This window comes from Brevundimonas sp. (assembly GCF_036405315.1).
Lineage (GTDB): Bacteria > Pseudomonadota > Alphaproteobacteria > Caulobacterales > Caulobacteraceae > Brevundimonas.
The window spans coordinates 1-12,651 of sequence record NZ_DASWXW010000173.1; the positions used below are offsets into that span (position 1 = coordinate 1).

Genomic DNA, 12,651 nt, shown 5'->3' on the forward strand with positions numbered 1-12,651 from the left:
GTTCGCGCCCCGATTTCCCGAACAGAGCGCCATGAATCTCGTCATCGTCGAGAGCCCCGCCAAGGCCAAGACCATCAATAAATACCTGGGCTCCGGCTACGAGGTGCTGGCTTCCTACGGCCATATCCGCGACCTGCCGTCGAAGGACGGCTCGGTCCTGCCCGACGAAGATTTCGCCATGCAGTGGGAGGTCGACGCCAAGGCGACCAAGCGCCTGTCCGAGATCGCCGAGGCCGCCAAGCGCGCCGACCGCGTCATCCTGGCGACCGACCCCGACCGCGAGGGAGAGGCGATCAGCTGGCACGTTCTGGAAGTCCTGAACAAGAAGAAGGCGCTGACGGACACCGAGGTCCAGCGCGTCACTTTCAACGCCATCACCAAGGCCGCCGTGCTCGAAGCCATGGCCAATCCGCGTCAGCTGGATATGGAGCTGGTCGAGGCCTATCTGGCCCGCCGTGCGCTGGACTATCTGGTGGGCTTCAACCTGTCGCCCGTCCTGTGGCGCAAGCTGCCCGGCGCCCGTTCGGCCGGTCGTGTGCAGTCGGTCGCCCTGCGGATCGTCGTCGATCGCGAGATGGAGATCGAGAAGTTCAAGGCCCAGGAATACTGGTCGGTCGAGGCCGATCTTGTCGCCGACAGCCCGCCCTTCACCACCCGTTTGGTCAAGCACGCCGGCAAGCGCATCCAGCGTCTGGACATCCCGACCCAGGAAATGGCCTTCGCCGCCCGCGACGCTATCAAGGCCGGCGATTTCACCATCAAGTCGGTCGAGAAGAAGCCCGCCAAGCGTTCGCCCGCCCCGCCCTTCACCACCTCGACCCTGCAGCAGGAAGCCTCGCGCAAGCTGGGCTTCACCGCCCAGCGCACCATGCAGGCGGCGCAGAAGCTGTATGAGGGCGTCGACGACACCGGCGGCCTGATCACCTACATGCGTACCGACGGCCTGTTCGTCAGCCCCGAGGGGATCGCTCAGGCGCGCGAGGTCATCGCCGATCGCTTCGGCCCGGCCTACGTCCCGGCTGAGCCGCGCTACTACAAGACCAAGGCCAAGAACGCCCAGGAAGCGCACGAAGCCATCCGTCCGACCAATATCGCGCGTCATCCCGAATCCCTGCGCCTCGAAGGCGACCTGCAGCGCCTCTATGAGCTGATCTGGAAGCGCATGGTCGCCTCGCAGATGGAGAGCGCGCGCCTGGACCGAACCACGGTCGAGATCGAGACGCCGGACGGCCAGACCGGCCTGCGCGCCACCGGCCAGGTCGTCGCCTTCGACGGCTTTATCGCCGCCTATGAAGAAGGTCGCGACGAGAAGCAGAAGGGGGCCGAGGACGAGGACGACGACAGCGGCCGTCTACCGGCGCTGAAGGAAGGCGCCAAGGCCAAGGTCGAAGCCATCCGCACCGACCAGCACTTCACCGAGCCGCCGCCGCGCTTCTCTGAAGCCACCTTGGTCAAGAAGCTGGAAGAACTGGGCATCGGTCGTCCCTCGACCTACGCCTCGATCCTGACGACCCTGCGCGACCGCGAATACGTCCGCATGGACAAGAACCGCTTCTATCCCGAGGACAAGGGACGGCTGGTCACGGCCTTCCTGGAGCAGTTCTTCACGCGCTGGGTCGAATACGACTTCACCGCCGCCCTGGAGACCCAACTGGACGAGGTGTCCGCAGGCGAGTTGGACTGGAAGGCGCTGTTGCGCAGCTTCTGGACCGACTTCCATGCCGCCACGCAGGCCGCCGGCGAACTGCGCACCACGGCCATCCTGGATCACCTCAACGACGCGCTCGGCGCCCACATCTTCCCGGACAAGGGCGATGGGTCGGACCCACGCGAATGCCCCCTGTGCCATCAGGGCCAGCTCAGCCTGAAGACCAGCCGCTTCGGCGCCTTCATCGGCTGCTCGCGCTATCCCGACTGCAAATACACCCGCCCGGTCGCCTCGCCTGACGGCGCCGAAGGCGGCGCGGACGGCGGCGACCGCGAACTGGGCGTCGATCCGGCGACCGGCCAGCCCGTGCAGCTCAAGATCGGCCGCTTCGGCCCCTATGTCGAAACCACGCCGCCGGGCGAGGAGAAGCCGAAACGCTCGTCCCTGCCCAAGGGCTGGAGCCCCGCGTCCCTGACTCTGGAGCAGGCCCTGCGCCTGTTGGCTCTGCCGCGCGAAGTCGGTCCTCACCCCGAGGACGGCAAGATGATCACGGCGGGTCTGGGTCGCTATGGCCCGTTCGTTCTGCACGCCGGGACCTACGCCAACGTCTCGGACATCGACGAGGTGTTCGAGGTCGGGATCAACCGCGCCGTCGCCCTGCTGGCTGAAAAGCGCGCCGGTCGTCCCGGTCGCGGCGCGGCCACGGCCCCGCTCAAGGAACTGGGCGCCCACCCGGAAGACGAAGCCCCCGTTCAGGTCATGGCCGGCCGTTTCGGGCCCTACGTCAAATGGGGCAAGGTCAACGCCACCCTGCCCAAGGGCGTGGCGCCGGAAGACCTGACGCTGGAAGCCGCCCTGCCCCTGCTGGCCGCCAAGGCCGGCGCGGCGCCGAAGAAGAAGGCGGCTGCGGCCAAGAAGCCTGCGGCGAAGAAGGCCCCGGCCAAGACCGCCGCCGAGAAGAAACCTGCGGCTGCGAAAAAGCCCGCGGCCAAGAAGCCGGCAGCCAAGAAGGCGGCTGACGCCGAATAGATCGCGACCAAGCCTCCCGATTCGCCCAGCGGATCGGGAGGCGTTTAGCGCCCGGCGACCAATTCGTTGCGCACCCGGCGTCCCAGCGGATCACGCCCCGGCCAGCTCTGTCCCACAGAGGCCTCCACCAGCGTCGTGCAAAATCGCGACAGCAACATGCGTGGCCTGATTCCGTTCAGGCAGACGCGTTCGCCTTCTATGGCCCAGCGCGCCGTCAACCGCCGCCCATCCGAAAATGCGGCGCGATAGCTGCCGTCCCGGTCAAACCAGTGTTTCACCCACGCCCCGTCGGGATAGTGGGAGATCACGGTGTTTCCGAATGCTGATTCCATTTCCGCCCTGGCCGGCAGCGCGATCACGCAGCTGGCTGCCAAGGCGAACGCAAGCGTTTTCACACGCATACGACAACCCTTCCCTTCCCCAAGGCGACATTACAGACCTGTAAGGCTTTGCCAACCGCCGGGTTCCCGAACGGAAATACTTGACTGAGGCGTAGGGGTTTCCATATACCGCCGCAGGCTCGGGATAGGACTGGCGATGCGCGCCGCCCACTCGCCCACGAGGGGCGGTTCCGTAAGCCGAAGACGTTACGACGTTTCCTCCGTCCTCAAGGTTGCATGACAGAATTCACCAAGCTGGGCCTTTCGGCCACGACCCTCAAAGCGGTCGCCGATACGGGCTATACCGAAGCCACCCCCATTCAGGCCTCCGCCATCCCGGTGGCCCTGGCCGGCCGCGACGTCCTGGGCATCGCCCAGACCGGCACCGGCAAGACCGCCGCCTTCACCCTGCCGATGATCGACCGCCTCGGATCGGGCCGCGCCCGCGCTCGTATGCCGCGCGCCCTGGTCCTGGCCCCGACCCGCGAACTGGCCGACCAGGTCGCCGAGAACTTCGCCAAATACGCCAAGGGCACCAAGCTCAGCTGGGCCCTGCTGATCGGCGGGGTGTCGATGGGCGACCAGGTGGCCCTGCTGAACAAGGGCGTCGACGTCCTGATCGCTACGCCGGGCCGCCTGCTGGACCTGTTCGAGCGCGGCAAGATCCTGCTGACCGGCGTCGAGATGATGGTCATCGACGAAGCCGACCGTATGCTCGACATGGGCTTCATCCCCGACATCGAGCGTATCTTCAAGCTGACGCCGCCACGCCGCCAGACCCTGTTCTTCTCGGCCACCATGCCGCCCGAGATCACGCGCCTGACCACGCAGTTCCTCAAGGATCCCACCCGGATCGAGGCCTCGCGCCCGGCCATGACCGCCGACACCATCACCCAGTATGTGGTCCGCATCCCATCCTCGGACCCCAAGGCCAAGCGCACCGCTCTGCGCGCCCTGGTCGGCCGCGAGGACGTCAAGAACGGCATCGTCTTCTGCAATCGCAAGTCGGAAGTCGATATCGTCGCCAAGTCACTGAAGACGCACGGCTTCGACGCCGCGCCGATCCACGGCGACCTGGATCAGTCGCTGCGCATGAAGACGCTCGCCGACTTCCGCTCGGGCGAACTCAAGATCCTGGTGGCCTCGGACGTCGCCGCGCGGGGCCTGGACATCCCGGACGTCAGCCACGTCTTCAACTACGACGTCTCCCACCACGCCGACGACTACGTCCACCGCATCGGCCGCACCGGCCGCGCCGGCAAGCTGGGCCAAGCCTTCATGATCGTCACCCCGTCCGACGACAAGTCGCTGGATAAGGTGCTGAAGCTGATCAAGATGGACCCGCAGGAGCTGACGCTGGAAGGCATCGACTTCGCCTCCATCAAGGACCGCCCGCGCACCGAAGACGCCAAGGGCCGTGGTCGCAGCCGCAGCGATCGCCCCCGTCCGATCCCCAAGAGCGACAACGTCGCCTCGATGGAGCCGATCGCGCGCGCCGCTCCCAAGGCCGAAGAGGCCGCCAGCGAGGAGGCTCCGCGTCGCTCGCGTAGCCGCCGTTCAACCCGCACCGAAGCCTCGGAAGTCGCTACAGCAGCCCCGACCGTTGCAGTCGAAGCCGCTCCCGCGACCGCCGAGCCCCAACAGCCGCGCCGTGAACATGCTCGCGACGCGAAAAAGCCCGAGCAACGCAAGGAACAACCCGTCCAGGCCGCTCGCGGCGGCTTCGGCGACGACGTTCCGGCCTTCCTGCGGCGCCCGGTGATCTTCTCGGACTGACGGCCAATTCGTCAGGCGTGGTTCCGCACTTAACCGCTCATTACGGATCGCTGGCCTAGAGTTCCCTTACTGGAACTGGGGGCGCGAGAATCAGAATGACGGCGCAGGTCGAAACCACGCTTCGAGGCCCGGACGCCTATGCGCTGGCGCGTCGTGTCGTGGATGCGATGCAGGAGGCGTCGGTTGGGCCGACTCCTCTGAATTTTGAACTTTGGCTGCACTACGTCAGCGACCCGGAAGGTCCCCTGGGCCGCGAAATGCATCGCCTGCTGACCGGCGACATTCCTTTCACCGACGCCACCGCCGAAATGCTGGCCGCCGAATTCCTGCCGCGCGGCCGCCTGTCCGAAGAAATCCGCGACGTCGGAGCGGTGCTGAACCGTGAACTCGCCGCCGTGGCCGAGGCCATCGACAACGCGCGCAGGACGCAAGCCTCCTATGGCGAAACCCTGACCAATGCGTCCGCCAAGATGGAGGGCGCCGAAGACGCCACGGTTCTGACCGCCATCGTCAGCAGCCTGTCGACCGCCACGCGCAAGGTCCAACGACACACCTCGGCGCTGGAAAAGCGGCTTGAATCCTCGAACCGCGAAGTCGTCCGCCTGCGTGAACACCTGGAACAGGTCCGACGCGACGCCATGACCGATGCCCTGACCAACCTGGCCAACCGCAAAACATTTGATGAGCAGTTGGCCCGCATCTGCGAAGAAGCGGAACAGGACTGCAAGGGCGTCACCCTGGCCATCGTCGACATCGACCACTTCAAACGTTTCAACGACACCTGGGGCCACCAGACTGGCGACCAGGTGCTGCGCTACGTCGCCAGCGTCCTGGGGCGCATCTCGCGCGCGCCCCGCGTCGCCGCCCGTTATGGCGGCGAGGAGTTCGCGGTCATCTTCCCCGGCGAAACGCCTGGAGCAGTCGAGGCCGCGCTGAACGCCATTCGCGAGGAGATCGCCTCGCGTTCGCTGCGCCGCCGCTCGACCAATGACGATCTGGGCGCAGTGACCATCTCGGTCGGTTTCGCGGAACGTCATCCCGGTGAAACGGCTCTGGCCCTGCTCGAGCGCGCCGACGAAGCCCTCTACGCGTCCAAGCGTGGCGGCCGGAATCGCGTCACTAACGCCGAGGACCTGGCCCAGGCCGCCGCCTAAGCCATTGCCGAACCGCCTCCCGCCTGTGTCATAACGACGGGATGAGAAGCCTCACCTTCAATATCGCCTATTGGGTCCTGTCGATCGGCTATGGTCTGACGGCGGCGTTCGCCGCCCTGGCCCCCGGTCGGCGCGCCACCACCTGGGTCATTCGCCGATATGTGCGCCGCATGGTGCAGGCCATGGCCCTGTTCGCCGGCATCCGGCTGCGGGTGCGCGGCAAGGACCGCTTGCCGCAGGGCGCCTTCATTATCGCCTCCAAGCATCAGAGCTGGGGCGACGGCTTCGCCACCTACGACCAGTTCGACGACCTGGCCTTCGTCACCGGCGACCACCTCGAAAAGTTCCCGCTGCTCGGCACGGTGCTGAGGAAACTGGGCGCCATCGTCGTCAACAGTTGCGGCGGTCACACGGCCCGCGCCGCGTTGAAGGAACGGGCCGCCGACGCCCACCGTGAGGGCCGCAAGATTCTGATCTACCCCGAGGGCCATCTGGCCAAGGTCGGCGAGAAATATCGCTACCGTTCGGGCGTCTGGCACATGTATCGCGACTTCGACATGCCGGTCGTACCCCTGGCGACCAACCTGGGCCTGTTCTGGCCCCAGGAAGAGACCCGCAAGACGCCGGGAACCGCCACGCTGGAGTTCCTGACGCCCATTCCGACCGGCTTGCCCAAGGATGAGTTCCTGGCCCGACTGGAAACCGCCATCGAAGGCAGGACGGCGGAATTGATCGCCGAAGCCACCGGCCGGCCGATCGTCCACGCCTTACAGGTCCCGACGCCGAACGAGGCGGCGCTCGCGGCGGAGGCTGCGGCGGCTTAAGCCGCCGGGATCACCGCGCCGTCGTACTTCTTGGCGATGAAGTCCTTGACGGCCTGGCTGCGCAGGGCGGTCGCCAGGGCCTGCACGCGCGGGTCGTTCTGGTTGTCCGGGCGCGCCACCAGGTAGTTGACATAGGGGCTGTCTGCGCCTTCCAGCGACAGGGCGTCGGTCTTCGGCTTCAGCCCGGCGTCCAGGGCGTAGTTGGTGTTGATCACCGCCGCGTCGACCTGCGGCAGGATGCGCGGGATGGTGGCGGCCTCGACCTCCTGGAACTTCAGGCCCTTGGGGTTGGCGGCCACGTCGCGCACTGTCTGCAACGGATTGGTCGGATCGCGCAGGGTGATCAGACCCGCGCTTTGCAGCAGCAGGAGCGAGCGCCCGGTGTTCGAGGCGTCGTTCGGCAGCACCACCTGGGCCCCGTTCGGGATCGCCGCCAGGGACGCGTGCTTCTTGGAATAGACGCCCAGCGGCTCGACGTGGACGCCGGCCACCGTCACCAGATCGGCGCCGCGCGCGATGTTGAACTCATCCAGATAGGGCTTGGTCTGGAAATAGTTCACATCCAGCCGCCTTTCAGCCAGTTGCACGTTGGGCTGAACGTAATCGTTGAAGACTTTTATCTCGATCGGCACGCCCTCGGCGGCGAGGATCGGCTTCACAACCTCTAGGATCTCGGCGTGCGGCACGGCGGTGGCGCCGACCAGTAGGGGCGCGCCTTCGCCCCCGGCCTTCTTGTCCGCGCCCTGACCGCAGGCGGCGAGCGTCAGGACGGCGACGGCGGACAGCAGCAGCGAGCGGCGGATCATGGAGCAGGCTTTCGAAAAATCAGCGGTGCGAGACCTTAGCGACCAGACGGTCGCCGATCATCTGCAGAATTTGTACGAGGATCAGCAGCAGAACTACGGTCACGACCATGACGTCGGTCTGGAACCGCTGATAGCCGAAGCGCACGGCCAGGTCGCCCAGACCGCCCGCCCCGACAACGCCCGCCATGGCGGTGTAGCTGACCAGGGCGATGGCCGTGACCGTAGCCCCAGCGATGATGCCCGGCATGGCCTCGGGCAAGAGCGCCCGCGTCACGATCTGGAAGGTCGAGCCGCCCATGGCCTGGGTCGCCTCGACCACGCCCTTGTCCACTTCACGCAGCGCCGTCTCGACCAGACGCGCATAGAAGGGCGCAGCCCCGACGACCAGCGGCGGAATGGCCCCGGCCACCCCCAGCGAAGTCCCGACCAGCAGCACCGTCACCGGCAGCATGACGATCAGCAGAATGATGAAGGGCACCGAGCGCAACACATTGACGACCAGCGACAGCACGGCGTTCAGCACCGGATTGGCCGCCAGCCGCCCCTTGCCCGACAGATAGAGCAGCACGCCCAGCGGCACGCCCAGGATCACCGTCAGCGCCAGCGATCCGCCCAGCATCAGCAGGGTGTCCACGGTCGCGCGGCCGATCTCAGCCCAATCGACATTCTCGAACATCAGGTCGCCTCCACCATGACGCCGCGCGCGGTCAATTGCGCCACGGCCGCCTCGGCGTCGCCGCCGGTGAAGGCCACGACCAGCTGGCCATAGGGCTCGCCCCGGATACGGCTGATGCGGCCCGACAGGATGGAATAGTCCACGCCCACCGAACGCGCGACGCGGCTGAGCTCCGGCTCATAGGTCGAGCTGCCGCGGAAGGTCAGTTTCGCCAGACGCGCCCCGGCGGGCACGACCGAGGCGTCGAACGCCTCTTCGCCCTCGGCCAGCATGGCGCGAGTCACGGGGTGCTGCGGGTGCAGGAAGACGTCCGCCGTCGCGCCCTGCTCCACGATCTTGCCATCCTTCAGCACCGCCACCCGGTCGCAGACGCGGCGCACCACCTCCATCTGGTGGGTGATCAGAACGATGGTCAGGCCGAGGTCGCGGTTCAGCCCGTCCAGCAGGGTCAGGATGTCCTCAGTCGTCTCGGGGTCCAGGGCGCTGGTCGCCTCGTCGCACAGCAGGACGCTGGGACCGCAAGCCAGGGCGCGGGCGATGCCGACACGCTGCTTCTGACCGCCCGACAGCTGAGACGGATGCTTCTTCGCGTGCTCGGCCAGACCCAACTGGGCCAGCAGTTCCGCCGTCCGCGCCTTGACCTCGGCCTCGGGACGCCCCTCCAGCCTCAGGGGAAAGGCGACATTGTCCTCGATGGTCTTGGCGTTCAGCAAGTTGAAGTGCTGGAAGATCATACCGATCCGGCGCCGCGCGGCGCGCAGCTCGGCAGGCTTCAACGCCGTGATCTCCTGGTCATCGACGAAGATGCGGCCCGCGTCCGGCGTCTCCAGTCGGTTGATGGCGCGGATCAGGGTCGACTTCCCGGCGCCCGAGCGCCCGACCACGCCGAACACCTCGCCGCGCCCTATGGTCAGATCCACGGCGTCTAGCGCCGTGCGCTCGCCCGCCGCGCTGCGATAGCGCCGGGTCACGCCTTCCAGTCGGATCATTCTAGTCGGCGTCCAGGGCGGCGGCGGGGATGATGGTCACGCTCTCGCCGCAGCCGCAGGCGTCGGTCTCGTTCGGATTGCGGAACACGAATTTCGAGGCCAGTCTGGTCGTCTCGTAGTCGATCTCGGAGCCGATCAGGAACAGCACGGCCTTGGGCTCGATCAGGATGGTGACGCCCTTGTCCTCGACCACCTCGTCCAGCGGCTCGATCTGCTCGGCATAGGCGAAGGTGTATTCCTGCCCGGCGCAGCCGCCGTTCTTCACACCGACGCGCAGGCCCACGTAGTCCTTCTCGGCGTTCTCCATGATCTCGCGCACGCGCTCGGCGGCGGCGTCGGTCAGGGTCACAGCCTTAGGCCGGGGGCGGCGCGGTCGGGCGGCGGTCTGAAGCTCGGTCATGGATGCGTCCTCAGAACATGTTCAGGGCCAGCTTGGCCTCGTCGCTCATCTTGGAAGAGTCCCAAGGCGGATCGAACACCAGGTTGGCCCGCGCGGACTTCACGCCCTCAACCTTCATGACCGCCGCCTCGACCCAGCCCGGCATTTCGCCGGCCACCGGGCAACCCGGCGCCGTCAGCGTCATTTCGACCAGAACGTCGCGGTCGTCGGACACATCGACCTTGTAGATCAGGCCCAGCTCATAGATGTCGACCGGGATTTCCGGATCGTACACTGTCTTCAGCGCCTCAATCAGGTCGTCGGTCAGCTTGTCCAGCTCGGCTTGCGACAAGGCGCTCTTCTGCGGCTCGTCCCAGGTCGCGGCGAAGGCGTCGCTGTCGCTGATGGCGTTGTCGGTCTTGGCGTCCATACTCATCACACGAAGAAGTTCCGCGCCTTGATCAGCGCATCCACGAAGGCGTCTGTATCCTCCACGGTGTTATATAGGGCGAAGGAGGCGCGCGTGCTCGAGGTCACGCCCAGTCTTTTCGCCAGCGGTTCGGCGCAGTGCAGACCAGCCCGCACGGCGACGCCGTAACGGTCCATGATCTGGGCCACGTCATGGGCATGGGCGCCCTCGACGGCGAAGGTCAGCAGCGCGCCCTTGCCTTCACCCTCGCCCAGCACCCGCAGCCAGCCGGCGTCAGCCAGCCGTTCGCGGGCGTGGTTGTAGAGCGTCATCTCGTGGGCGGCCACGGCCTGACGGTCAAAGCCCGACAGCCATTCCAGCGCCGTCCCCAGACCAATGGCCTCCAGGATCGGCGGCGTCCCGGCCTCAAAGCGATGCGGCGGCCTCGCGTAGGTGATCCGTTCCTTCTCGACCGTCTCGATCATCTCGCCCCCGCCCTGATAAGGCGGCAGGCTCTCCAGAGCCTCGGTCGTGCCATAGAGGGCGCCGATCCCGGTCGGGCCATACAGCTTGTGGCCGGTGACGACGTACCAGTCGCAGCCGACCGCCTGAACGTCCGGCGTCGCGTGAACCGCGCCCTGGCAGCCGTCAACCAGCACCCGCGCCCCGGCCGCATGGGCCAGTCGGGTGATCTCGGCGATCGGGTTGATGGTCCCCAGCACATTCGACATGTGGGTGACGGCGACGACCCTGGTCCTCGGCCCCAGCAAGTCGGCATAGGCTTCCATGTCAAGAGAGCCGTCATCCTTGATCGGCGCCCATTTCAGCACCGCGCCCTTGCGTTCACGCAGCAGGTGCCAGGGCACGATGTTGGAGTGGTGCTCCATCTCGGTGACGATGATCTCGTCGTCCGGTTCGATGCTCAGGCCGACGCCGTTGGCGACCAGGTTGATCGCCTCGGTCCCGCCCTTGGTCCAGACGATGTTCTCGGCCGACGGCGCGTTCAGGAAGCGGGCGACGATCTCGCGCGCCGCCTCGAAGGCCTCGGTCGCCTCGTTCGACAGGGTGTGCAGGCCGCGGTGGACGTTGGCGTAGCTGCCCTCCATCGACGCGACCAGGGCGTCGATCACCGCGCGCGGCTTCTGCGCCGAGGCGGCGTTGTCCAGATAGACCAGCGGCTTGCCGTTCACCTGACGCGACAGGATCGGGAACTGCGCCCGGGCGGCGTAAGGGTCGAAGGTTCTCACAGGCACGCCTTTCAGAGTCTGGCCGTCAGCCATGCGCGCACAACCTCCTTCGCCGCCTCGTCCTCGATGCGGTCGACGACCTCGAACAGGAAGGCCTGGACCAGCAGGGCGCGGGCCTCGTCGGCCGGAATGCCGCGCTGCTGCATGTAGAAGAGCGCGCTCTCGTCCAGCGTCCCGACCGTATTGCCGTGCGCGCACTGCACGTCGTCGGCGTAGATGATCAGTTCCGGCTTGGCGTCGATCTCGCCGCGTTCGCTGGCGATCAGGGCGTTGTGGGCCATGCGGGCGTCGGTGCCGTCGGCCCCCCGCTCGACGATGATCTTGCCCTGAAACACGCCGCGCGCCGTGTCGTGGACGACGCCCTTGGTCAGCTGGCTGGTCGTGCCGTCGGCGGCCCGGTGATCCACCACGGTCGTCAGGTCGGCATGGCGCGAACCCTTCAGCAGATAGAGGCCGTCCAGACGCGCGTCGGCGCCCTCGGCCCCGTGGCTCAGCTGCGTCTCGATGCGTTGCAGCTTGGCTCCGGTCGTGACCACGGTCTGGCGATAGCGACCGCCCGCCTCCAGCCGCACCTCGGCGTTCGTCACCGAAATCGCGTCCTCGGGTTCCTCGATCAGGACGATGCGCGTGACCTCGGCGTCGCGGGCCACGTCGATCTCAACCTTGTTGTGAGCCACATAGGCCGAGCCCTTGCCCTCATGGGTTTCCAGCAGCAGCAGCCGCGTGCCCGGACGGGCGGCGATGCGGGCCGAGGCGGTGTGGCCGGTGCCGACCGCGTCCGAGATGAAGCGCAGACGCAGGGTCTGCACGCCCGAGGCGATGAAGTCCGTGACCCCGACCGGACGCCCGTTGGCGAAGACGATCGCCTCTCCGCCCCGGTCGTCAAACTGCCCCGCCGCGTCGATCACGGCCGTGCCCGACGGCTCAGGCGCTTCGCGAAGCCAGCGCTTCAGGTCGCTGTATTTCCATGCTTCCGTGCGCCGGGACGGAAAGGTCTCGGCGTTTGTCAGGTCGATTTGCGGCGCTGCGCTCATGCCGCGGTCGGCAGGAACTTGTCGTACCCTTCCGCCTCCAGCTCCAGCGCCAGTTCGGGGCCGCCCGAGGCGACGATGCGGCCGGCGGCCAGCACGTGCACCTTGTCCGGTTTGATGTAGTCCAGCAGGCGCTGATAATGGGTGATGACCAGCATGGAGCGGTCGGCGCGACGCAGGGCGTTCACCCCCTCCGACACGATGCGCAGGGCGTCGATGTCGAGGCCGGAGTCCGTCTCGTCCAGGATCAGCAGCGACGGCTCCAGCAGGGCCATCTGCAGGATCTCCATCCGCTTCTTCTCA

Annotated in this window: 12 protein-coding genes and 1 pseudogene; 4 read left to right on the forward strand and 9 right to left on the reverse strand. The window is 66.9% G+C overall.

Annotated elements, in window-relative coordinates:
- Positions 1-31: 31 nt before the first annotated feature.
- Positions 32-2,677, forward strand: coding sequence for a type I DNA topoisomerase (gene topA, locus VGE49_RS10770; RefSeq protein ID WP_331034553.1), 2,646 nt, complete (start codon positions 32-34; stop codon positions 2,675-2,677).
- Between the two features lie 44 nt (positions 2,678-2,721).
- Here the strand turns inward: topA and VGE49_RS10775 are convergent, their stop codons facing one another.
- Positions 2,722-3,078 (reverse strand): hypothetical protein, encoded by a 357-nt coding sequence (locus VGE49_RS10775; protein ID WP_331034554.1) that lies wholly within the window; start codon positions 3,076-3,078, stop codon positions 2,722-2,724.
- Positions 3,079-3,294: 216 nt separating this feature from the next.
- Between VGE49_RS10775 and VGE49_RS10780 the strand changes: the two genes are divergently transcribed.
- The 3 genes from VGE49_RS10780 (at position 3,295) to VGE49_RS10790 (ending at position 6,811) form a co-directional block, all read left to right on the forward strand.
- Positions 3,295-4,833, forward strand: coding sequence for a DEAD/DEAH box helicase (locus VGE49_RS10780; RefSeq protein ID WP_331034555.1), 1,539 nt, complete (start codon positions 3,295-3,297; stop codon positions 4,831-4,833).
- A gap of 95 nt (positions 4,834-4,928) precedes the next feature.
- Complete coding sequence (locus VGE49_RS10785) at positions 4,929-5,987, forward strand: GGDEF domain-containing protein (RefSeq protein ID WP_331034556.1); 1,059 nt, start codon at positions 4,929-4,931, stop codon at positions 5,985-5,987.
- A gap of 41 nt (positions 5,988-6,028) precedes the next feature.
- A complete protein-coding gene (locus VGE49_RS10790) occupies positions 6,029-6,811 on the forward strand; it encodes a lysophospholipid acyltransferase family protein (RefSeq protein WP_331034557.1) in 783 nt (260 codons plus the stop codon).
- Here the strand turns inward: VGE49_RS10790 and VGE49_RS10795 are convergent.
- The 8 genes and pseudogenes from VGE49_RS10795 to sufC all read right to left on the reverse strand — a co-directional run.
- The gene (locus tag VGE49_RS10795) at positions 6,808-7,617 is read right to left on the reverse strand and encodes a MetQ/NlpA family ABC transporter substrate-binding protein (protein ID WP_331034558.1); all 810 of its coding nucleotides are present in this window, start codon (positions 7,615-7,617) and stop codon (positions 6,808-6,810) included. The two genes, VGE49_RS10790 and VGE49_RS10795, sit on opposite strands and share 4 nt — an antisense overlap.
- Before the next feature lie 19 nt (positions 7,618-7,636).
- Positions 7,637-8,293 carry a methionine ABC transporter permease gene (locus VGE49_RS10800; RefSeq protein ID WP_331034559.1) on the reverse strand — a complete coding sequence of 219 codons (657 nt, stop codon included), beginning with the start codon at positions 8,291-8,293 and terminating at the stop codon, positions 7,637-7,639.
- Positions 8,293-9,282 carry a methionine ABC transporter ATP-binding protein gene (locus VGE49_RS10805; protein ID WP_331034560.1) on the reverse strand — a complete coding sequence of 330 codons (990 nt, stop codon included), beginning with the start codon at positions 9,280-9,282 and terminating at the stop codon, positions 8,293-8,295. The genes VGE49_RS10800 and VGE49_RS10805 overlap by 1 nt, the downstream gene beginning before the upstream one ends.
- 1 nt (position 9,283) lies before the next feature.
- Positions 9,284-9,682, reverse strand: a complete 399-nt coding sequence (locus VGE49_RS10810; RefSeq protein WP_331034561.1) for a HesB/IscA family protein — start codon at positions 9,680-9,682, stop codon at positions 9,284-9,286.
- A gap of 10 nt (positions 9,683-9,692) precedes the next feature.
- The gene (locus VGE49_RS10815; RefSeq protein WP_331034564.1) at positions 9,693-10,091 is read right to left on the reverse strand and encodes an SUF system Fe-S cluster assembly protein; all 399 of its coding nucleotides are present in this window, start codon (positions 10,089-10,091) and stop codon (positions 9,693-9,695) included.
- A 5-nt stretch (positions 10,092-10,096) separates the two neighbouring features.
- Positions 10,097-11,350, reverse strand: a complete 1,254-nt coding sequence (locus tag VGE49_RS10820) for an aminotransferase class V-fold PLP-dependent enzyme (RefSeq protein WP_331034562.1) — start codon at positions 11,348-11,350, stop codon at positions 10,097-10,099.
- A complete protein-coding gene (gene sufD, locus VGE49_RS10825; RefSeq protein WP_331034563.1) occupies positions 11,329-12,351 on the reverse strand; it encodes a Fe-S cluster assembly protein SufD in 1,023 nt (340 codons plus the stop codon). Before sufD ends, VGE49_RS10820 begins: the two co-directional genes overlap by 22 nt.
- Positions 12,348-12,651 (reverse strand): annotated as a pseudogene (sufC, locus tag VGE49_RS10830) (Fe-S cluster assembly ATPase SufC); the annotation flags it as partial. The gene sufD and the pseudogene sufC, both read right to left, overlap by 4 nt.